The 21,167-nt window shown below is 63.3% G+C and carries 15 protein-coding genes; all 15 read right to left on the bottom strand.

From position 1 onward, the window contains the following. Nucleotides 1-146 precede the first annotated feature (146 nt). On the bottom strand, nt 147-836 hold the full coding sequence (locus V1292_RS14650; RefSeq protein ID WP_334373423.1) for a response regulator transcription factor: 690 nt from the start codon (nt 834-836) through the stop codon (nt 147-149). Further along, complete coding sequence (locus V1292_RS14645; protein ID WP_334373421.1) at nt 833-3,550, bottom strand: sensor histidine kinase KdpD; 2,718 nt, start codon at nt 3,548-3,550, stop codon at nt 833-835. The genes V1292_RS14650 and V1292_RS14645 overlap by 4 nt, the downstream gene beginning before the upstream one ends. 42 nt (nt 3,551-3,592) lie before the next feature. Further along, a complete protein-coding gene (locus V1292_RS14640; RefSeq protein ID WP_334373420.1) occupies nt 3,593-4,195 on the bottom strand; it encodes a K(+)-transporting ATPase subunit C in 603 nt (200 codons plus the stop codon). Nucleotides 4,196-4,304: 109 nt separating this feature from the next. Then, entirely contained in the window at nt 4,305-6,419 is a 2,115-nt protein-coding gene (kdpB, locus tag V1292_RS14635) for a potassium-transporting ATPase subunit KdpB (RefSeq protein ID WP_334373419.1), read from the bottom strand. 24 nt (nt 6,420-6,443) lie between these two features. Then, nucleotides 6,444-8,147 carry a potassium-transporting ATPase subunit KdpA gene (kdpA, locus tag V1292_RS14630; RefSeq protein WP_334373417.1) on the bottom strand — a complete coding sequence of 568 codons (1,704 nt, stop codon included), beginning with the start codon at nt 8,145-8,147 and terminating at the stop codon, nt 6,444-6,446. A gap of 22 nt (nt 8,148-8,169) precedes the next feature. Further along, entirely contained in the window at nt 8,170-8,259 is a 90-nt protein-coding gene (locus V1292_RS14625) for a K(+)-transporting ATPase subunit F (protein ID WP_016846764.1), read from the bottom strand. A gap of 11 nt (nt 8,260-8,270) precedes the next feature. Further along, entirely contained in the window at nt 8,271-8,432 is a 162-nt protein-coding gene (locus tag V1292_RS14620; RefSeq protein ID WP_213288518.1) for a hypothetical protein, read from the bottom strand. Between the two features lie 138 nt (nt 8,433-8,570). After that, a complete protein-coding gene (gene fdhF, locus V1292_RS14615; RefSeq protein ID WP_334373416.1) occupies nt 8,571-11,336 on the bottom strand; it encodes a formate dehydrogenase subunit alpha in 2,766 nt (921 codons plus the stop codon). Further along, complete coding sequence (locus V1292_RS14610; RefSeq protein ID WP_334373415.1) at nt 11,333-13,051, bottom strand: NADH-ubiquinone oxidoreductase-F iron-sulfur binding region domain-containing protein; 1,719 nt, start codon at nt 13,049-13,051, stop codon at nt 11,333-11,335. Before V1292_RS14610 ends, fdhF begins: the two co-directional genes overlap by 4 nt. A 308-nt stretch (nt 13,052-13,359) precedes the next feature. Continuing rightward, nucleotides 13,360-15,012: an OFA family MFS transporter gene (locus tag V1292_RS14605; protein ID WP_028347122.1), complete on the bottom strand. Its 1,653-nt coding sequence runs from the start codon at nt 15,010-15,012 to the stop codon at nt 13,360-13,362. A 366-nt stretch (nt 15,013-15,378) separates the two neighbouring features. Then, nucleotides 15,379-17,403: a sensor histidine kinase gene (locus tag V1292_RS14600; RefSeq protein WP_334373413.1), complete on the bottom strand. Its 2,025-nt coding sequence runs from the start codon at nt 17,401-17,403 to the stop codon at nt 15,379-15,381. Next, nucleotides 17,396-18,829, bottom strand: a complete 1,434-nt coding sequence (locus V1292_RS14595; RefSeq protein ID WP_334373411.1) for a sigma-54-dependent transcriptional regulator — start codon at nt 18,827-18,829, stop codon at nt 17,396-17,398. Before V1292_RS14595 ends, V1292_RS14600 begins: the two co-directional genes overlap by 8 nt. A 108-nt stretch (nt 18,830-18,937) precedes the next feature. Continuing rightward, nucleotides 18,938-19,174 (bottom strand): sulfurtransferase TusA family protein, encoded by a 237-nt coding sequence (locus V1292_RS14590; RefSeq protein ID WP_065744462.1) that lies wholly within the window; start codon nt 19,172-19,174, stop codon nt 18,938-18,940. A gap of 41 nt (nt 19,175-19,215) precedes the next feature. After that, nucleotides 19,216-20,472 carry a molybdopterin molybdotransferase MoeA gene (locus tag V1292_RS14585; RefSeq protein ID WP_334373409.1) on the bottom strand — a complete coding sequence of 419 codons (1,257 nt, stop codon included), beginning with the start codon at nt 20,470-20,472 and terminating at the stop codon, nt 19,216-19,218. Nucleotides 20,473-20,480: 8 nt separating this feature from the next. Then, nucleotides 20,481-21,008: a molybdopterin-guanine dinucleotide biosynthesis protein B gene (gene mobB, locus V1292_RS14580; RefSeq protein ID WP_334373408.1), complete on the bottom strand. Its 528-nt coding sequence runs from the start codon at nt 21,006-21,008 to the stop codon at nt 20,481-20,483. Between the last annotated feature and the right edge of the window lie 159 nt (nt 21,009-21,167).

The raw sequence follows: 21,167 nt of genomic DNA, 5'->3' as shown, positions 1-21,167 counted from the left end.
CCCTCCTTCTTTGAACCACCTGGGTGCAAGGTCCAACCCGGGTCAGCTTCTGCAGGGAAGCATACCACTTCATGATGATGCCGCACGCGGCAAGCGACTCCGCGCGACCGATCAAAGGCGGGGGATCTCCGCCATCGGAGGTATTATCAATCCGGTGCGCGCAACCGATACCCAATCCCCGTCTCGGTCAGCACGAATTGCGGGCGCTCAGGATCGGCTTCGATCTTCTGGCGGAGCTGGCGGACATAGACGCGCAGATATTGCGCATCCGTCAGTTCGTCCCACAGCTCCTTCAACAGGAAGCGATGGGTCAGCACCTTCCCGGCATGCTGCACCAGCACGCGCAGCAATTCGTATTCCTTCGGCGAGAGCTTTACTTCGCGCTCGCCGACCTTGATGATGCGGCGCACCAGATCGACCGAGAGATCGCCTGCGCGGAATACCGGCCGCTCGCCCTGCACCTGCAATTGGTGCCGGAGCGCTGCGCGCATCCGCGCGAGCAATTCGTCCATGCCGAACGGCTTGGTCAGATAATCGTCGGCGCCGAGGTCGAGCGCCTGCACCTTGCCGGCCTCGTCGCCGCGGCTCGACAGCACCACGATCGGCACGCTCTCGTTGCGGCCGCGGATCATTCGCAAGAGATCGTGGCCCTGGATGTCGGGCAGGCCAAGATCGAGGATGATCAGCGCCGGGCCTTCCGCGAGCTTCTCCAGCGCGATCTTGCCATTGGAGGCTTCGAGGATGTCGTAGCCCTGCGTGCTCAGCCCCATCCGCAGCAATTTGCGGATCGGCGGCTCGTCATCGATCACCAAAACCTTGATCTGGGCGGCGTTCATGCGGCGGTATCCAGCGCGCTATCGGAGTCCGGGACGGGCAGTCGAATAGTGATAATGGCTCCAGAGCGATCGGCACGATTGGCGGCCGATATCGTGCCATGCATCGCCTCGACGAAACCGCGCGAGATGGCGAGCCCCAGCCCGGTGCCGGCACGGACGTGGTCGCCCTTTTGAGCGCGATAGAATTTGTCGAACACGCTTTCCACCTCCGCAGGCGGAATACCGCTGCCTTCGTCGAGGATCTGCAGCAACACACTTGCCTGATCGCGCATTCCCCGGATCGAAATCGTGGTGCCGGCCGGCGCATATTTGGCCGCGTTGTCGAGCAAATTGAACAATACCTGTTCGAACAGAACCGCATCCAGCTCCAGCATCGGCAGATTGGGGCTGAGCTCCAGTGACACCTTGTGATGCAAGAGTATCTTGCTCGCGCGGCGCAGCGTGCTGCCGACGATCTCGGAGACGTCATGCCGCGCGGTATTCGGCACGATCGCCCCGGACTCCAGCTTGGTCATGTCGAGCAGATTGGCGATGAAGCGATTGAGGCGCTCGGATTCGTCGATCATGGTGGCGAGAAGTTCGTTCTTCTGCGCGTCGTTGAGGCTGGAGCCGAGATCGCGCAAGGTGGAAGCGGCGCCGAGCACCGAGGCCAACGGCGTCTTCAGATCATGAGAGATCGAGGTCAAGAGCGCGCCGCGCAGCCGGTCGGATTCCACCGTGCGCTTGACCCGGTCCATGTCCTCCACCAACAGCACGCGCTCGATCGCCAGCGCGCCCTGATCGACCAGCGCATCCAGCAGGCGGCGCTGATCCGGCGTCAGCAACGGACCCGTGCGATCGTCGTCGATACCGATGACGCCGATCGCGCCGCGCCCGGTTCGCATCGGCAGGAACAGCCGTTTGGCGCCCGGCAGCGTATCCGAGCCGCGCCCGGCCGCACGGTCGTTATCCCAGGCCCATTTGGCGGCGGCAAGGTCGGCCTCGTCCAGTTGATCCTCGGGCGGATAGCCCGACTTCACGGTGAGCACGCCGTCCTCCGGCAACAGCAGCACCACCCTCACCTTCAGCATCAGCGCGGTCTGATAGGCCGTCGCCCACAGCACGTCGTCCAGCGTCGCGGTGCCCGCGAGCTTGCGGCTGAAGGCATAGAGCGATTCGGTGGTGCGCACCCGGCCGATCGCGGTGTCGGCCTGAGAGCGCACCCGTGCCGCGACATTGGAGACCAACAGCGCAATCAGCATGAAGAAGAAGAAGGCGGCGACGTTGGTCGGATCGGCGATGGTGAAGGTATAGAACGGCGGCATGAAGAAGAAATTGTAACATAGCGACGCCGCGACGCTCGCCAGCAGCGATGGCCATAGCCCGTAGCGAACGGCGACGCCGACCACCGCGGTGAGAAAGACGAGATCGACGTTCTCGATGCCAGCGAACATCGGTTGGATCAGTTCGGCAGCGCCGAGACCGATCGCGACGAACAGCAGCGCCATCATGTAGGGCCGCAGGTTGAACGGCTCCTGCCGCGCCGCGGTCTGCACCGCCGCTTTCGCCACCCCCTGTTCGTCGCCGGGGATGACGTGGACGCTGATATGGCCGGCGCGGCGCACCAGATCGTGCACGACAGAACCGCGCGTCAGCTCGAACCACCAGGAGCGGGTCGACTTGCCGATGATGATCTGCGTGACATTATTGGCGTGCGCGAAATGGATGACGTCGTCGGCGATGCGGCGGCCGACGCCGGGAATGGTCAGCGCCTCGCCCCCGAGCGCTTCCGCCAGCCGCATGGTATCGGCCAGCCGGTCGCGCTGCTCGTCGGTGAGTTGCAGGCTGCGCCGAGTCTCGATGCTGACAGCGGTCCATTGCGCGTGCAGCCGGTCCGCCAGCCGCTTGGTATAGCGCACCAGCCCGGCCGCACGCGGATCCTCGCTGACGCAAACCAGGATGCGCTCGCCCGCCGCCCAGGGACCTGCTATGGCATTGGCCTGCATATGGGTGAGCAACTGCTCGTCGACGCGCTCGGCGGTGCGCCGCAGCGCCAGCTCGCGCAGCGCGGTCAGGTTGCCCGGCGAGAAATAATGCTCCAGCGCGCGCTCGGCCTGTTTGGGAACGTAGACCTTGCCCTCCTTCAGCCGCTGGATCAGATCGTCGGGCGTGAGGTCGATCAGCTCAATGGCGTCGGCGCGGTCGAACACGGAATCCGGCACCGTCTCGCGGACCCGCACATGCGTGATCTGCGCGACCACGTCGTTGAGGCTCTCGATGTGCTGGATATTGACTGCCGTATAGACGTCGATGCCGTGGGACAGCAATTCCTCGACGTCGAGATAGCGCTTGGGATGACGGCTGCCGGGCACATTGGTGTGAGCGAGCTCATCCACAAGCGCGATCTGCGGCCGCCGCGCGATCAGCGCATCCAGATCCATCTCCTCGAGCGTCTGCTCCTTGTAGACAAGCCGTCGGCGCGGCAGCACCTCGAGGCCGTTCAGAAGCACTTCGGTTTCAGCCCGGCCGTGGGTTTCGACGATGCCGATCACGACATCGGCGCCCGCCTTCTTCTTGGCGTGGGCGCTCTGCAACATCTCATAGGTCTTGCCGACGCCGGGCGCGGCGCCGACGAAAATCTTGAGCTTGCCGGCGCGGCTCTCCTCGCGCCGCGCTGCTTCCAGCAGGGCTTCCGGCGAAGGACGTTGGTCGGGATCGCGGCGGGCTTGGACCATGCGGCAATATAGCCCTTCACACCGGGGTGAGCCTAGCCGGTCTCATTTGGTGACCTGGTCCAGCGCCAGATTCAGAGCCAATACGTTAACACGAGGCTCGCCTAGCAATCCTGCCATGCGGCCCTGCACGTGCTCCATGACCAGTTGACGGACGCGCGCCTCCGGCAGGTTGCGGGCTTTTGCGATCCGCGGGACCTGGAATAGCGCGCCCTCAGGCGAGATATCCGGATCGAGCCCGCTGCCGGAGGTGGTGACGAGATCGACCGGCACGGGCGCGGAAGGATTTTCCGTCCTAAGCTTTTCGACGTCTTCCTTGATCCGGTCGGCCAGCGCCTTGCTGGTTGGACCCAAATTGGAGCCGCCGGAACTGGCAGCGTTATAAGGCGCAGGGACCGTCTTGGTCGGATCGGCCAGGTCCGGCGCAACAGTCGCGGACGGGCGGCCGTGGAAATATTTGTCTTCCTTGAACTCCTGTCCGATCAGCGCGGAGCCGATCACCTTACCATCCTTTTCAATCAGGCTGCCTTGCGCTTGTTTCGGAAAGATCGCGCCGGCGATGGCGGTCATGGCGAGTGGATAGGCAAGACCGGTAATCGCGGTGAGCAGCAGCAGGATGAGGATCGCGGGACGGATTTCGCGAAGCATGGTGGGTCTCCGTAAGTGTTTTCGTCATTGCGAGGAGCGAAGCGACGAAGCAATCCAGCTTTCTTGACGCGGTGATATGGATTGCTTCGCTTCGCTCGCAATGACGGGGTTAGGCCAGATGCAAAGCCACAACCGCAAGGTCGATCGCTTTGATGCCGATAAAGGGAACGATGATGCCGCCCAAACCGTAGATCAGCAGGTTACGGCGCAGAAGCGCCCCCGCCCCGACGGCGCGATAGGCGACGCCTTTCAGGGCCAGCGGGATCAGCGCGATGATGATGAGCGCGTTGAAGATGATCGCCGACAGGATGGCGCTCTGCGGGCTTGCCAGGTGCATGACGTTGAGCACTTCGAGCTGCGGATAGAATGCCAGGAACATCGCCGGGATGATGGCGAAATACTTTGCGACGTCGTTGGCGATCGAGAACGTGGTCAGCGCGCCGCGCGTCATCAGAAGCTGCTTGCCGATCTCGACCACCTCGATCAGCTTGGTCGGATTGGAATCGAGATCGACCATGTTGCCGGCCTCGCGCGCCGCCTGCGTGCCGGTGTTCATGGCGACGCCGACGTCCGCCTGTGCCAGCGCCGGCGCGTCGTTGGTGCCGTCGCCGCACATTGCCACCAGCTTGCCCCTGGCCTGCTCGTCGCGGATCAGCTTCAGCTTGTCTTCCGGCGTTGCCTGGGCAAGGAAATCGTCGACGCCGGCCTCGGCCGCGATGGCGGCTGCGGTCATCGGATTGTCGCCGGTGATCATCACGGTGCGGATGCCCATGCGGCGCAATTCTGCAAAGCGCTCCCGGATGCCGCCCTTGACGATGTCCTTCAGATGCACGACGCCGAGCAATTTGCCGTCTTTGGCGACCGCCAGCGGCGTGCCGCCGGCTTTCGAGACCTCGTCGGAAATCGCCTGGATCTCGCGGGCCGCCTCCGAGAGGACGCCCGACACGGCGCGCACCGCATTCCCGGAAGCGACCGCGCGGATCGCGCCACCACCATCGACGTAATTCAGGATCGCATCCACAGCGCCCTTGCGCACCGACGATGAGCCGGCGTCGATGCCGCTCATGCGCGTCTGCGCGGTGAAGGGAATGAAGCTCGCGTTGAGCTCCTTCATGTCGCGGCCGCGGATGCCGTATTTCTCTTTCGCCAGCACGACGATCGAGCGGCCCTCCGGCGTCTCGTCGGCGAGCGAGGCGAGCTGCGCCGCATCCGCCAGTTCCTGTTCGGTGACACCGCGCAAGGGGCGAAACGCCGTGGCCTGTCGGTTGCCGAGCGTGATGGTGCCGGTCTTGTCCAGCAAGAGCGTATCGACGTCGCCGGCGGCCTCCACCGCACGGCCGGACATGGCGAGCACGTTGAAGCGCACCAGCCGGTCCATGCCGGCGATGCCGATCGCCGACAGCAGCGCGCCAATGGTGGTCGGAATCAGCGTGACGAACAGCGCCACCAGCACCACTACCGAAATCGAGCCACCGGCATAGGCCGCATAGCTCGGGATCGTCACGGTGGCGAACACGAAGATGATGGTCAGGCCGGCGAGCAGAATATTGAGCGCGATCTCGTTCGGCGTCTTCTGCCGCTCCGCTCCTTCCACCAGCTTGATCATGCGGTCGATGAAGGTCGAGCCTTGCGCCGCCGTGATCCGAACGCGGATCCAGTCCGACAGCACCTGCGTGCCGCCGGTCACCGCCGAACGGTCACCGCCGGATTCACGGATTACAGGCGCGGATTCACCCGTGATCGCGGCCTCGTTCACGGAAGCCACACCCTCGATCACCTCGCCATCAGAGGGGATGTTGTCGCCGGCCTCGACCAGGACGATGTCACCCACCTTCAGGCTGGTGCCGGATACCAGACGATAGTTCTTGCCGGGACCTTCCAGCAATTTTGCCTGGCTCTCGGTGCGGGTCTTCTTCAACGACAGAGCCTGCGCCTTGCCTCGGCCTTCGGCAACGGCCTCGGCAAAGTTGGCGAACAGCACGGTAAACCACAGCCACAGGATGATCTGGAACGTGAAGGCGAGGCTCTCGCCGCCGGTCACCAGATTGCGCAGGAATATCACGGTCGTGAGCGTGGCCACGATTTCAACCACGAACATCACGGGGTTCTTCACCATCAGGCACGGATCGAGTTTTGCAAAGGCCGAGCGGATTGCCGGCAGCACGATGTTCGGATCGAACATCGCCGACGCCGTCGCCTTTTTCTGCAATTTCATGGTTTCCATGGACGTAACTCCTGACGGCTTCGATCAGAACAAGGTGTTGGCGTTCATCGCCAAGTGCTCGACAATCGGCCCCAGCGCCAGCGCCGGGAAGAAGGTCAGGCCGCCGATGATCAGGATGACGCCGACGACGAGGCCGACGAACAGGCCGCCGGTGGTCGGCAGCGTGCCGGCCGAGGGCGGGATCGATTTCTTGGCCGCAAGCGACCCCGCCAGCGCCATTGCCGGCACGATCATGAAGAAGCGGCCGACGAACATCGAGCTGGCGAGTGTCAGATTGTAAAAGAAGGTATTGCCGGTCAGGCCGCCGAAGGCCGAGCCGTTATTGCCGGTCGCCGAGGTGAAGGCATAGAGCACCTCGGTAAAGCCGTGCGGACCGGCATTGGCCATCGACGCCACCGCCGCAGGGAAGACGACCGCAACGGCCGTCCAGCCCAAAATCATCAGCGGCAGGATCAGGATCGCAAGCATCGCCATCTTGACCTCGCGCGCCTCGATCTTCTTGCCGACAAATTCCGGCGTGCGGCCGACCATCAGGCCGGCGACGAAGATCGCCAGCACGACGAACAGCAGCATGCCGTAAAGCCCCGCGCCGACGCCGCCGACGATGATTTCGCCGAGTTGGATGTTGAGCAGCGGGATCATGCCGCCGAGCGCGGTGAAGGAGTCGTGCATGGCATTGACCGCGCCGCAGGAGGCAGCGGTGGTAATGACCGCGAAGAGGGCGGAGGCGACGATACCGAAGCGGACTTCCTTGCCCTCCATGTTGCCGCCGGTCAGTTGGAGCGCATTGAGCGTCGAGGTGCCGTTGGCTTCGGCCCAATAGGTGACGGCGACGCCGGCAAGGAAGAGCACGCCCATCACGCCGAGGATCGCCCACCCCTGCCGCTGGTTGCCGACCATCCGGCCGAACACGTTGGTCAGCGCCGCGCCGAGCGCAAAGATCGAGATCATCTGCACGAAGTTCGATAGCGCGGTGGGGTTTTCAAAGGGATGTGCGGCATTGGCATTGAAGAAGCCGCCGCCATTGGTGCCGAGCATTTTGATAGCGACCTGCGAAGCGACAGGGCCGACCGCGATGGTCTGCTTGCCGCCTTCCAGTGTGGTCGCCTCAACATAGGCGCCGAGCGTCTGCGGTATGCCCTGCCACACCAGGAACAGCGTATAGACGATGCAGATCGGCAGCAGCACGTAAAGCGTGCAGCGCGTGACGTCGACCCAGAAATTGCCGATCGTGCGCATCGAGGAGCGCGAGAAGCCGCGGATCAGAGCGACTGCGAGGGCGATACCGGTCGCGGCCGACAGGAAGTTCTGATGCGTCAGGCCCAGCATCTGCGTCAGGTACGACAGCGTGCTTTCGCCGCCGTAGTTCTGCCAGTTGGTGTTGGTGATGAAGGAGATCGCGGTATTGAACGACAAATCCTGGGCTACGGCAGATTGCCCCGCCGGGTTGAACGGCAGCAGCGCCTGCAGCCGCATCAGGCTGTAAATGACGAGGAAACCGCCGACATGGAACAGCAACATCGCGACCGTGTAGGTCAGCCAATGCTGCTCGCGCTTTTCATCGACGCCGCCGATCCGGTATAGCCCAACCTCGACCGGCCGCAGGATCGGCGTGAGGGGTGTGCGCTCGCCGTTGAAGACGCGCGTCATATACCAGCCGAGCGGCTTTACGAGCGCGACCACGATCGCGCAGTACAGCAGAATCTGAAACCAGCCGATGACGGTCATGGGATTACCTCTGGATGTGAGATCAGAACCGCTCGGGGCGCAGCAGCGCGTAAGTCAGGTAAAACAGCAGACCGAGAGAGACGAGACCGGCGAGCGAGTAATCGAAGATCATGGCGCTCTCCCTCACAACCGCTCGCAGACATAGGCATAGCCAATGCCCGCCACGAAGAGGCCGAGAGCGAGCGCCAGCATCACAATGTCCAGCATGGGATGTTCCTCTGCGACGTGAACCGCGCAGCCGAAGATACGGCTGTGCGTTCCGGCCTGAGGTGCCACCGGGCGCATAGGTTTTCGAGACGGGAAGGATGGCGACGTTATAGGAATCTCATAAAGACGCCTTCCGTGGCAGGGACCACGGAAGGCGTCTTTACGTAGAGATCAGTGGCCTGGATGCGGCGAAATCCGGGCTACGGTTTAGGCCGCCTACTCCGCCGCCGACTGTAGCGCCAACTTTTCGGCGCGCACGGCGCAGAACTTGAATTCGGGGATCTTTCCGAACGGATCAAGCGCTGGGTTGGTCAGCAAGTTGGCCGCCGCTTCCGCGTAGCAGAACGGCATGAAGATCATGTTCTCGGGCACGTCGCGGTCGGAGCGTACCTTGACGTCGACGGCGCCGCGGCGGGTCATCAGGCGGATGAAATCGCCGGGCCAAACGCCTAGCTTGCGCATATCCTTCGGCGACATGAACGCCACCGCCTCGGGTTCTAGCTGATCGAGCACGGATGCGCGGCGGGTCATGGAGCCGGTGTGCCAGTGCTCGAGCACGCGCCCCGTGGAGAGCACCATCGGATATTCGGCGTCGGGCACCTCGTCCGGCGCGATCACCTTGGCCGGAACGATTTTCCCGCGGCCACTTTCGGTAGGGAAACCTGTGGTGAAAATGATCTCGTTGCCGGGCTTGTTCGGATCGTCGACCGGATAGGTCACCGCGCCCTCGCGCACCAGCCGCTCCCAACTGATGTTCTTCAGCGACGGCATCACCTGCGTCATCTCGGTGAAGACATCAGCCGGGCCGTTGTAGTTCCACGGCAGGCCCATGCGCTTGCCGATCTCCTGGATGATCCAGAGATCCTGCCGCGCATCGCCCGGCGGACGGATCACTTCGCGCGCAAGCTGCACGCGGCGGTCGGTATTGGTGAAGGTGCCGCTCTTTTCGGCGAACGCAGACGCCGGCAGGATTACGTCGGCATGGAACGCCGTTTCCGTGACGAAGAGATCCTGCACCACCAGATGATCTAGCTTGGCCAGCGCCTCGCGCGCGTGCTGCAGGTCGGGATCCGACATCGCGGGGTTTTCGCCCTCGATATACATGCCGTTGATCTGGCCAGCATGGATCGCGTTCATGATCTCGACGACGGTGAGGCCGCGCACAGGGTCGAGATCCTGATCCCAGAGCTTCTCGAAAGGCTCGCGCAGATCGGTGCGTCCGACCGGCTGGTAGTCCGGCAGGAACATCGGAATCAGGCCGGCGTCGGAAGCGCCCTGCACGTTGTTCTGGCCGCGCAACGGATGCAGGCCGGTGCCGGGACGGCCGACCTGACCTGTGGTCAGCGCCAGCGCGATCAGGCAGCGCGCGTTATCGGTGCCGTGAATATGCTGGCTGATGCCCATGCCCCAGAAGATGATCGAGGCTTGCGAGCGCGCATAGACGCGGGCGACTTCCTTCAGCGTCTCGGCTGGAATGCCGCAGATCGCTTCCATCTTCTCCGGCGGGAATTCCTTGATCCGCTCGGCGAGCTCGTCAAAGCCTTCGGTATAGCCCGCGATATATTGCTGGTCGGTCAGCCCTTCGGTGATGATGGTATGGAGCATCGCGTTCAGCATGGCGACGTCGCTGCCGGGCTTGAAGGCGAGATGACGCCAGGCATGGCGCGACAGCGCCTGCCGGCGCGGGTCCATCACGATCAGCTTGGCACCGCGCTTGGCCGCGTTCTTGAGATAGGTCGCGGCGACCGGATGGTTCACGGTCGGGTTGGCGCCGATCACGATGATGACCTCGGCGTCCATCGCGGCAGCAAACGGCGCGGACACCGCACCGGAATTCAACCCTTCCATCAGCGCCGCGACCGACGAGGCGTGGCAGAGCCGCGTGCAGTGGTCGACATTGTTGGAGCCAAAACCGGTGCGCACCAGCTTCTGGAACAGATACGCCTCTTCGTTCGAACCCTTGGCCGAGCCGAAGCCGGCCAGCGCCTTGACGCCCCTCTCGTCGCGAATTTTAACGAGGCCTTTTGCGGCGATATCCAGCGCCTCCTCCCACGAAGCTTCGCGGAAATGGGTGAACGGATTGGCCGGATCGACCTGGTCGTTGGCATCCTTCTTCGCATTGGGCAGCCGCACCAGCGGCTTTGTCAGCCGATGCGGGTGATGGATGTAGTCAAAACCAAAACGACCCTTGACGCAGAGCCGGTTGTGGTTGGCCGGGCCGTCGCGGCCCTCGGCATAGATGACCTTCTCGTCCTTGACCTGATAGGTGACCTGGCAGCCGACGCCGCAGAACGGGCAGAGCGAATCCACCTTCTTGTCGGCATAGGTGACGCGGGTCTGCTTCTCGTCCAGCATCACCGACGGCATCAAGGCACCGGTCGGGCAGGCCTGCACGCACTCGCCGCAGGCGACGCAGGTCGATTCACCCATGGGGTCGTCGAAGTCGAACACGATCTTGGCGCCGGCATTGCGATAGGCCATACCTATCACGTCGTTGACCTGGACCTCGCGGCAGGCGCGCACGCACAGGCCGCACTGGATGCAGGCATCGAGATTGACGCTCATCGCGGGATGGCTGGTATCGCCCTGCCACCGCTCGGCCGCCGGGAAGCGGCTCTCGGTCACCTCGACCTTTTCGGCCCAGTGCCAGAATTTCGAATCGGGATCGTGCGAGGTCTCGCGCGCCGGCTGGTCGGCGACCAGCAATTCCATCACCATCTTCTGCGCGGCGACGGCGCGGGCGCTTTCGGTCTTCACCTTCATGCCGACGCTCGGCGTGCGCTTGCAGGACGCGGCCAGCACGCGCTCGCCCTCGATCTCGACCATGCAGGCGCGGCAATTGCCGTCAGGCCGGTAGTCCGGCTCCGGCGAATAACAGAGATGCGGGATTTCCTTCTGGTGGCGTTTTGCCACCTGCCAGATGGTCTCGCCCGCGTTGGCCTCGACCTGTTGGCCGTCGAGTTCGAACTTGATCTTGGTCATTCCGCGGCCTCTTTCGGCACGAATTCTTCCGGAAAATATTTAATCACTGACGTCAGCGGGTTCGAGGCGGCTTGTCCAAGCCCGCAGATCGAGGCGTCGCGCATCACCTGGCTCAATTGGTCCAGCAATTCGCGGTCCCAGACCGGCCGCTGCATCAAAAGCGCCGCCTTCTGGGTTCCAACGCGGCACGGCGTGCACTGGCCGCAGCTTTCATCCTCGAAGAATTTCATCAGGTTCAACGCCGCGCCCTTCACGCTGTCTTGCTCGGACAGGATGACGACAGCGGCGGAGCCGATGAAGCAGCCGTATTTTTCCAGCGTGCCGAAATCGAGCGGGATGTTGTCCATCGATGCCGGCAGGATGCCGCCCGACGCGCCGCCCGGCAGATAGGCGTGGAAGGTGTGGCCGTCGGCCATGCCGCCGCAGAACTCGTCGATCAGTTCGCGCACGGTGACGCCGGCCGGCGCCAGTTTCATGCCGGGATTTTTCACGCGGCCCGAGACCGAATAGCTGCGCAAGCCATGGCGATCGTTGCGACCGTGGCTCTTCCACCAGTCGGCGCCCTTCTCGACGATGTCGCGCACCCACCACAGCGTCTCGATATTATTGATCAGCGTCGGCAGGCCGAACAGGCCGACCTGGAACGGATATGGCGGCTTGTGCCTGGGCAAGCCACGCTTGCCCTCGATCGATTCGAGCAGCGAGGATTCCTCGCCACAGATATAGGCGCCGGCGCCGCGGCGCATATGCAGCACAGGACCGCCGGGCGGCAATTTTGCGATTTCGCGCGTGAGGATTTCGCGCGACGCCGGATATTCGTCGCGCAGATAGATATAGACGTCGGTCGCTTCGACGATATGCGCGCCGATCAGCATGCCCTCGATGAAGCGATGTGGATCGGTTTCGAGATAGAAGCGGTCCTTGAACGTGCCGGGTTCACCCTCGTCGCCGTTGATCGCCATCAGCCGCGGGCCGGGCTCACCCAGCACCGCACGCCATTTGCGTCCCGTCGGAAAGCCCGCGCCGCCGAGCCCGCGCAGCGAAGCGTCGTCGAGCGCCTTCAGCAGATCTTCTTTGGTCATCGCGCCGGAGCGCAGGCGATTGAGCAGCTTGTAGCCGCCGCCGGCGACATAGGCGTCATAGTCGGTATAGTCAGGCAGATGCGCGTGAGTGTCGCCGGCCTTGGCGGCGGCGAGCACGTTCGTCACCGTGGCATGATCGACGAAGTGATGGCCGACTTCGGCGGCGGGCGCGGTGTCGCAGCGGCCAACGCAGGGCGCGCGCACCACGCGGATGCCGGGGCCGGCACTGTCCTGCAATTCATGCAGCAGCTTTTCCGCGCCCATCATGGCGCAGGTCAGCGAATCGCAAACGCGGATGGTCAGCGGCGCGATATCGGGCGCGCCCTCCTTCACCACGTCGAAATGCGCGTAGAAGGTCGCGGTCTCGAACACTTCCGCAAACGACAGCTTCATCTCGTCGGCAAGCGCCGCCAGATGCGCCGCCGAGATCTGGTGATACTTGTCCTGGATCAGGTGAAGGTGCTCGATCAGCAAGTCGCGGCGGCGCGGCCGATCGCCGAGCAGGTGCTCGATCTCATGGGCGGCGGTGGGGTCGACCTGGCGGCCCTTCGGCGTCGCCTTGGCTCGCTTCCGTCCCGCGCCCGGATGATCGAACGAGCGGACTTTTTGTAGGTCGTGTACGTCGTGATCCATCGAAACGTCTCGTTCCCTGCCAGTCTGCCGGCCAACTCTAGTCAGTGGCATGCCAGATGCCAAGAGATTTATCAGATATTTAGGGCAACTCAGGCCGCGAGCTTTCGATCCTCTCCGCGCCCGGAGCAATCACGTTCGCTTTGCCTGATCACGGGATGAGAACACGCGAATTTAGTCCAGAGATCAATAAAGCCGTCTCATGCTGCGATTGCGAATGCGCATTGATCTGGATTTCCGATTACTCGATTTGAATTCGACATCGCGTTGAAATGCCGTCGCGGAACGCTCGCCCGCGACGGCCAGAACAGTCAGAGGATCTTGACGGCGCTTTCCAGCGTCTTCCAGACGCCCCAGGCGAGCGGGATTCCGACGAAGGCCCAGAACAGCGCAGCCTTGGCGTCGAGCCCACCGAACCCGATGCCGTAGGATCCTGACGGCCCCGAGCTGCCCGCGCTCGCTGTCGCCGCCTGCAGCTTGGCGACCTCGGCGTCGCTCATGTGCCACTTCGCGTCGACCGGCTTGATCAGGTAATTGCAGATCAGGCCCGCGATCAGCATCGCGCACAGGATGTACATCGTCGTGTTGTAGAGCTGGTCGCGCGGCACACCGGCGGCAAGCTGGAACTCGCGGATGTAGTTCACCACCACGGGACCGATGATGCCGGCGGTCGACCACGCCGTCAGCAGACGGCCATGGATGGCACCGACGAACTGCGTGCCGAACATATCGGCGAGATAAGCCGGCACGGTGGCGAAGCCGCCGCCATACATCGACAGGATGATGCCGAAGCCAAGCACGAACAGAAGTTTTGAGCCCATCGCCGCAAATGTCGGCGCCAGCGCATAGAGCACGATGCCCAGGATGAAGAACGTATAATAGGTGTTCTTGCGGCCCATCTTGTCCGACAGCGAGGCCCAGAAGAACCGGCCGCCGATGTTGAACAACGAGAGCAGCCCGGCGAAGCCGGCCGCAATCCCCGCAATGGTCGCCTTCTGCGCGGCGTCAAGCTGGTTGAAGCCGACATCGGGCAATCCGATCAGCTTGCCGGCGAAGATTTCCTGCAGCATCGGCGAAGCCATGCCGATCACGCCGATGCCCGCGGACACGTTGAGGCAGAGCACCCACCAGATCAGCCAGAACTGCGGCGTCTTGTGCGCGTCCTTCAGGTGGACGTGGTTCTGCGAGATCATCGCATTGGCCTTCGCCGGCGGCGTCCAGCCCTCCGGGCGCCAGCCCGCCGGCGGAATGCGATAGCGGAAGGCGCCGATCATCATGAACACGAAGTAGATGGCGCCCATCGCGATGAAGGTTTCCCAGGCGCCGACCGAGGTCGGCGACTTGAAATAGTTCATCAACAGGTTCGCCAGCGGCGCGCCGATCATGGCGCCGCCGCCAAAGCCCATGATGGCCATCCCGGTTGCCATGCCGCGGCGGTCCGGAAACCATTTCACCAGCGTCGACACCGGCGAGATGTAGCCGAGGCCAAGTCCGATGCCGCCGATGACGCCGCTTCCTAGCCACAACAGCCACAATTGATGGGTGATGATACCGATCGCGCCGAGCACGAGACCACCGCACCAGCACAACGCCGACACAAAGCCCGCCTTGCGCGGTCCGACACGCTCCAGCCAGCCGCCCCAGATCGCGGCGGAGACGCCGAGCAACACGAAGAACAGCGTGTACATCCAGCCCATGCTGGCGACTTTCCAGTCGCAGGTGGTGGTGAACAATTCCTGCACCAGCGTCATGTCCGGGCAGGCTTTCGGCGCGGTCACGCCGATCGCGCGCGACAGTGGCAGCCAGAACACGCTGAAGCCGTATGCCATGCCGATGCACAGATGAATGCAGAGCGCGGCCGGCGGCACCAGCCAGCGATTGAAGCCGGCGGTCGCAATCGTTCGCTCCTTGTCGAGAATCCCGAGCGCACCCGATGGTGCGAGCGTGGCATCGGCTGTCGTCATAGGCATATTCTCCAGGTTCGCGGCCTTACCGGGCACGATTGTTGAGAGGTTGGGGTATTGGATGGGGGGCCACGCAGCGCCGACCGTCTGCGCGGACGTGCGATGTCCGCGCGACAGCTCGGAGTTTATGGCGAGGCAAAATCGTTTTGAGGTGCGGCATGGGCACGTCATAAGACGGCAAGCGCGCGCAGTCGCCCAGCTTGCGACCGAATATCCGATCATCGCGCCCCTCCCCACTTCAGTTCTTGAGTGAGAAGTCAGCAATCCGCGTGCCAAATCGCGCGATGCAGAAAATCAATCACTTAACCAAATGCTCGCCGACATATCGGACAAAATGTCCGGATAGCCGCTGGACAAAATGTCCGGTCAGCTCGCTTCCGGCAGCCACACCCGGAATGTACTCCCGGAGCCGATCTGGCTTTCCACCGTGATCTGGCCACGCTGCCGCTTCACCAGCGTCTGACTGATGGAAAGGCCAAGGCCGGTCCCGTCCCTGCGTTTCGTGGTGAAGAAGGGATCGAAAACCTTGTCCAGGACGTCAGCGCTCATGCCGATGCCGGTGTCGGCCACCTCGATTGAAATGCCCGGGTTGCCGTCGCGATCGGCGTCGAACGAGCGCAGCGTCAATGTGCCGCCGTCCGGCATGGCGTGGATCGCGTTGACGATGAGGTTGATCACGACCTGCTGCAGCTCGGTGCGGTTCATCAAGACCAGGCGGCTCGCCCGATCTTCCCGCGCAACCCTGATTTCGGTCTTGTTCAGGAGATGCTGCACCAGCGGCAGGCAGTCCGCCACAACACTTCCGGGCGCATGACGCTCGACATAGCCGGCATATTCTTCCGGTCGCGCAAACTGCAAGAGCTTGGTGACGATCTGGCTGATGCGATGGATCTGTTCGTCGACCAGCCGAAACTCGACCTTGGCTTTTTCAGTGTCGGCGCCGATCACGCTGCGGATGACGTCGAGATTGCCCTGCATCACCGCGATCGGGTTGTTGATCTCGTGAGCCACGCCCGCGGTGATCTCGCCGATCGCGGCGAGCTTCTCGGACATGATGAGCTGCTTGGTGGTTGCCTCCAGCTTCAGATTGGCGAGTTCGAGATCGCGGGTTCGCTCGCGTACCCGCGCATTCAACTCCTCGTTCCACTCGCGCAACTGACGGTCGCGCTCCTGGATCTGGTCCAGCAAGGTATCGAGGTGAACAGCCACCCGGCCGATCTCGTCGCCCGACGCCGGCAATTTGGTGCGGGCCGAGAGATTGCCGCTTTCCACTTCGCCGATGGTCGCCGTGACGCGTTCGAGCGGCATGAAGATCGACTGCGCCCAGCGCAGGAAGATCGGCACGCTTGCCGCCGTGATCGCGATGAACGCGATCGCAATGATCAGAATCGTCTCAAGCTTTGCGTCGTTGAACGGCTTCTGCAGAAATCCGACATAAAGCATGCCGACGCGCTTGCCGTAGGTGTCGACGAGCGGCTCGTAGGCCGAGATGTACCAGTCGTTGACGACGAAGGCGCTGTCCAGCCAGGTTCGCCCCTCTCCCATCACCGCAGAGCGCACCGCCGCCGACACCCGCGTTCCCAGCGCACGCCGTCCCTCGAACAGGCGGACATTGGTCGAGATACGCACGTCGTCGAGAAACAGCGTCGCCGTTCCCTGGCTGCCCTCGGGCAGGCTTGCCGCCCGATAGACGAGGTCGTTGATCGTGTCGATGAATTCCAGATTCTGGTTGAGCAGAATCCCGCCAACGAGCGCGGCTGGCCCGCCTCCGGGAGCCGTTGCGCGGCTGGCCGCATGCACCACCATGCCATGTGTTTCCGTGCTGCGATCGGTTGGCACCGCGTTTGGTGTCGGCACCAGGTCGAGACGCGCGCGCTGGGCAAGAACAGGCGAAATCGCTGCAAGTTCGTCGTTGGTGAAGATATCGATGCCCGTCGACGGCGATTCGCCCGATAATGCCGACGCGATGATCGGCCAATCAGCCCTCGGCGCTCCCTCAAGCGCGGGCGACGAGGCGATGATTTTTCCACCGGCATCCATCAAGTAGAGGAAGTCGAGACCCATCTCCTTGCGGGACTGTTCGAGCAAGCTCGCCACCGCGGAGATCGTTTCCCGCTCTTCGACCTCCCGGAAGCGGAACGAAAGGCTCAGGCCGCGGATCTGAACGCCGGTCTTTTCCAGAATGCGGGCCAGATATTGGTGGGCGATCGTGAGGTCGCCGTTCACCTTGGAGATCAGCGTAGCGTCGAACCGCGCATTCCAGCGATAGATGGCGACCCCAAGCAGAAGCGGCAGGATGACCAGCATCGGCAGCAGCGCAATCGCGAGCAGCCGGAAGCGAACGGATGCCCCGCGCACCGGCCCCTCGATGCGGCGTGCCCGGTCAGCCATTCCATAACGCGAGTTTGCGATCGATGGTCTTGCGCGAGATGCCGAGCCGCCGCGCCGCTTCCTCGCGGTTGCCGCCGGTTTCCTTCAGCACCGAAAGAATGTGCCGGCGCTCCAGGTCCGCGAGACTGTCGGCGGTGGCGACCTGCCCGTCGTTCCGTGGGCCTGCGAAATCGTCCGGGAACGCGCCGAGGATCAAGGTGCGCTCGATCAAATTGCGCAGCTCGCGCACATTGCCGGGCCAGTCGTAACTCGCGAGCGCTGCCCGCACCGCGCTGTCGATCGGAACCGGCGGCATGCCGAGCTGGATCGAGAGCTTGTTCATGAAGAGGTTGGCGAGTTCCTGCACGTCGTCGCCGCGGTCCTTGAGCAGCGGCAGATGAATCTGCATGACATTCAGGCGGTAATAGAGATCGGCGCGAAAGCGGCCCTTCTCCACTTGCTTTTGGAGATCGGCATTGGTGGCAAAGATGAAACGAAGATCGACCGGCACCTCACGCTCGGAGCCGACGGGACGGACGCGGCGATCCTCCAGAACGCGCAGCAGTTTGCTCTGCATCGGCAATGGCAGTTCGCCGATTTCATCGAGGAACAACGTGCCGCCATGCGCATAGAGGAACAGGCCCTCGCGGCCGCTATCCGCACCCGTAAAGGCACCCTTGATGTGCCCGAACAGCTCGGCCTCGATCATCTCGGGCGGAATGGCGGCGCAGTTCACCGGCACAAAAGGCTTGTCGGCGCGATCGGAGAGGGAGTGAATCGAGCGCGCCGCGACTTCCTTGCCGGTACCGGATTCGCCGGTGAGCAGGATCGAGGTCGGCAGGCGCGCGACGCGGGCAATGGTTTCCCGCACGCTGCGCGCCGCCGGCGACTCCCCGATCAGATTGTCGCGCAGGAAGGTGCGATCGGATGAAGCGCGCAGCGCATAACGCAAAACGTAGTTCTCGCGCTGCAGCCGGACCCGGTCGAGGCAGCGTGCAACCGCATTGAGGATCTGGTTCGAGCGGAACGGTTTCAGCACGAAGTCGACCGCGCCGGCGCGCAGCGCCTGGATCGCCGTATCGAGATCGGCATAGGCTGTAATCAGGATGGCGTCGGCGAAGAAGCCGACGGCCCGCTGCTCCGCCAGCCAGTCGACGCCGTTCTTGCCGGGCATGATGTTGTCGAGAATGACGACATCGAACCGGCTCTTGTCGAGCTTGCGCGAGGCCTCGTCGGTGTCGGCGGCCTCTTCCACGTGCTTGCAATGCGGCCCCAGCGTGCGCACGAGAAAATTGCGCATGCCGGGCTCGTCATCGACGATCAGGATCGAGGCCTGCGCCAGCGCGCTGAACTCGGGACCGCCGGCCGGCTTGCCTGGTTTGGCCGCCGGTTCATTGACCGTTGCAGGGGATATCGCCGCGCTCGCCTTCGATGTCGGGAAGTTCATGCCGGGATTTGTAGGACCGATTGTCGCACCCGGCAATCGGACGCTGTCGTGAACTCGTCTAATTAACGCGCGAGGGCTTACCCGCGGGATCGCCCAAGCATTCAGCTTTTATATCGTCCCATTTGCTTTTTCTATCAGAAACACGATGCGGCTTGGACTGCGCTCGGTGATTTCGACCTTGTCGCCGGTCTCGCGAATGAGGTTCGGAATGTCAATCACTGACAGCGGATCGGTGCAGAGCACTTCCAGCCTGTCGCCGGGCGGCAGCGTCTTCAGCGCCTTGCGTGTCTTCAACGCCGGCAACGGGCATTTCAGGCCAGCGAGATCGAGTTTTGTCGTCGTCATGGGCCGACCATGGCGAAGGGGGCCTGCATCGTCAACGGACATCAGTTGATCAGGCTTGCATAAGACAGGAACCCGACTGTCTGGCCGGGCGACACCTGCGTGACGTCCTCGCCGAGTTCGACCAGGCCATCGGTGTCCGCCAGCGACGACAGCAGTCCCGCGCCTTCGCGCGGAAATTTCACCGCTTCGAGCGCGCCATCGGCACCCTTGCGCAAGCTGACGCGGACATATTCGCGGCGCGAAATCTTCTTCTTGTAGCTGAAGGCGGCGCGAACCGGCATCGGCCGAAGCGGCTCCGGCCGGGCACCGGACAGCGCCAGAATGGTCGGCCGCACCACGTGAACGAAAGTGACAAAACTCGCCACCGGATTGCCCGGCAATCCGATGAAGGGCGTGCCGCCGATGATGCCCATCGCGACGGGGCGTCCCGGCTTGATTGCCATCCGCCACAACACAAGCCTGCCGACACTTTCGACGCTTGCCTTGACATGGTCCTCCTCGCCGGTCGAAACGCCGCCCGTCGTGAGCATCAAATCATGGCTGCCGGCGACGTCCTGCAGCGCGCGGGCCAGCGAGGCGCGATCATCCCTGATAATGCCGAGATCGCTGACCTCGCAGCCGAGCCGCGACAACATTGCCATCAGCATGAAACGGTTTGAATCGAACAATTGCACCGCGGCGCGCGCTTCGCCCGGCGAGGCCAGTTCGTTGCCGGTGGAAAACACCGCGACGCGAATGCGCCTTGTGACATCGAGTTGTGTCAGGCCAAAGGCTGCGGCGAGCGCAACGTCCTGCGGCCGCAGCCGCTGGCCGCCCTGCAGCGCCGCAAAACCTGAAGCAATGTCTTCGCCCGCGGGGCGTACATTGGCGCCCGGCTTGAGGCCTGCGGGAAGCACCACCTTGTCGCCCTCGACGCGCACGTCTTCCTGCATAAACACGGTATCTGCGCCTTCGGGCATCGGCGCACCGGTGAAGATGCGCATTGCCTGCCCCGGCTTGAGAGGCGCAGATGCCGAACTGCCCGCCTGAACGCGGCCGGTGACCGGAAACGTTTGCTCTTCCTGCTGCGGCAGGTCGCGGCTCCCAACCGCATAGCCGTCGACGGCGGAATTGGTGAAGGGCGGCAGCGGCAGCGGCGCCAGGATCTCGTGCGCCAGAATGCGGCCATCGGCGCGGGCAAGCGTAACCGTCTCGATATCCACGACCGGCGTCACACGCGTGGCAATAAGGCCGACGGCCTCATCGACCGACATCATCGGACCGCCGAAGGCAAAGCAATCGTCGGACAATTGCGCCATGTGCCTGATCAGCCCTCAGCTTCGCATTTCGCCAGCACGTCTTCCAGCGATATTGCAGACCGCAACATCATCGCCGCCACCGCCTCGATATCGTCGAGATGGGCAGTCGGCAACTTGGTTTCAACCGCCGTATCGGTCGCTAGCCCGACGATACCGGGATCGTCGGGGAACAGCAGCGGTTTTTCATTCGCGGCGCGATAGACCTCGATCTTGCGGTGCGGCTCGCGCTTGAAGCCCTCGACGACGACGAGATCGACCGGCGACATCTTCGCCAGCAGTTCCGGCAATCGCGGCTCATGCGCCCCGCGCAGCTCATGCATCAAGGCCCAGCGCCGCCCTGATGAGACCAGAACTTCGGCCGCACCGGCCTCGCGGTGCCGCCAGGAATCCTTGCCGGGCACGTCGACGTCGAAGGCGTGATGGGCGTGCTTGATCACGGACACGCGCAGGCCCTGTTTTAGGAATTGCGGGATCGCCCGCGTCAGCAAGGTGGTCTTGCCGGCGCCGCTCCATCCCGCGAGGCCTATCACTTTCATTGCGTTCTCCGGCGGCAGCCCTTCCACCGTCATTGCGAGGAGCGAAGCGACGAAGCAATCCATCGTCCCGCATTTGCCGAAGCATGGATTGCTTCGCTGCGCTCGCAATGACGGCTGAAGGCCGCATTGTTCATGCCCGGAAATGCTTTATATCGGCTG

This window comes from Bradyrhizobium sp. AZCC 1719, assembly GCF_036924525.1.
Lineage (GTDB): Bacteria > Pseudomonadota > Alphaproteobacteria > Rhizobiales > Xanthobacteraceae > Bradyrhizobium.
The sequence above is the reverse complement of the archived record's forward strand: the minus strand, read 5'-3'. Positions and strand labels throughout refer to the sequence as shown.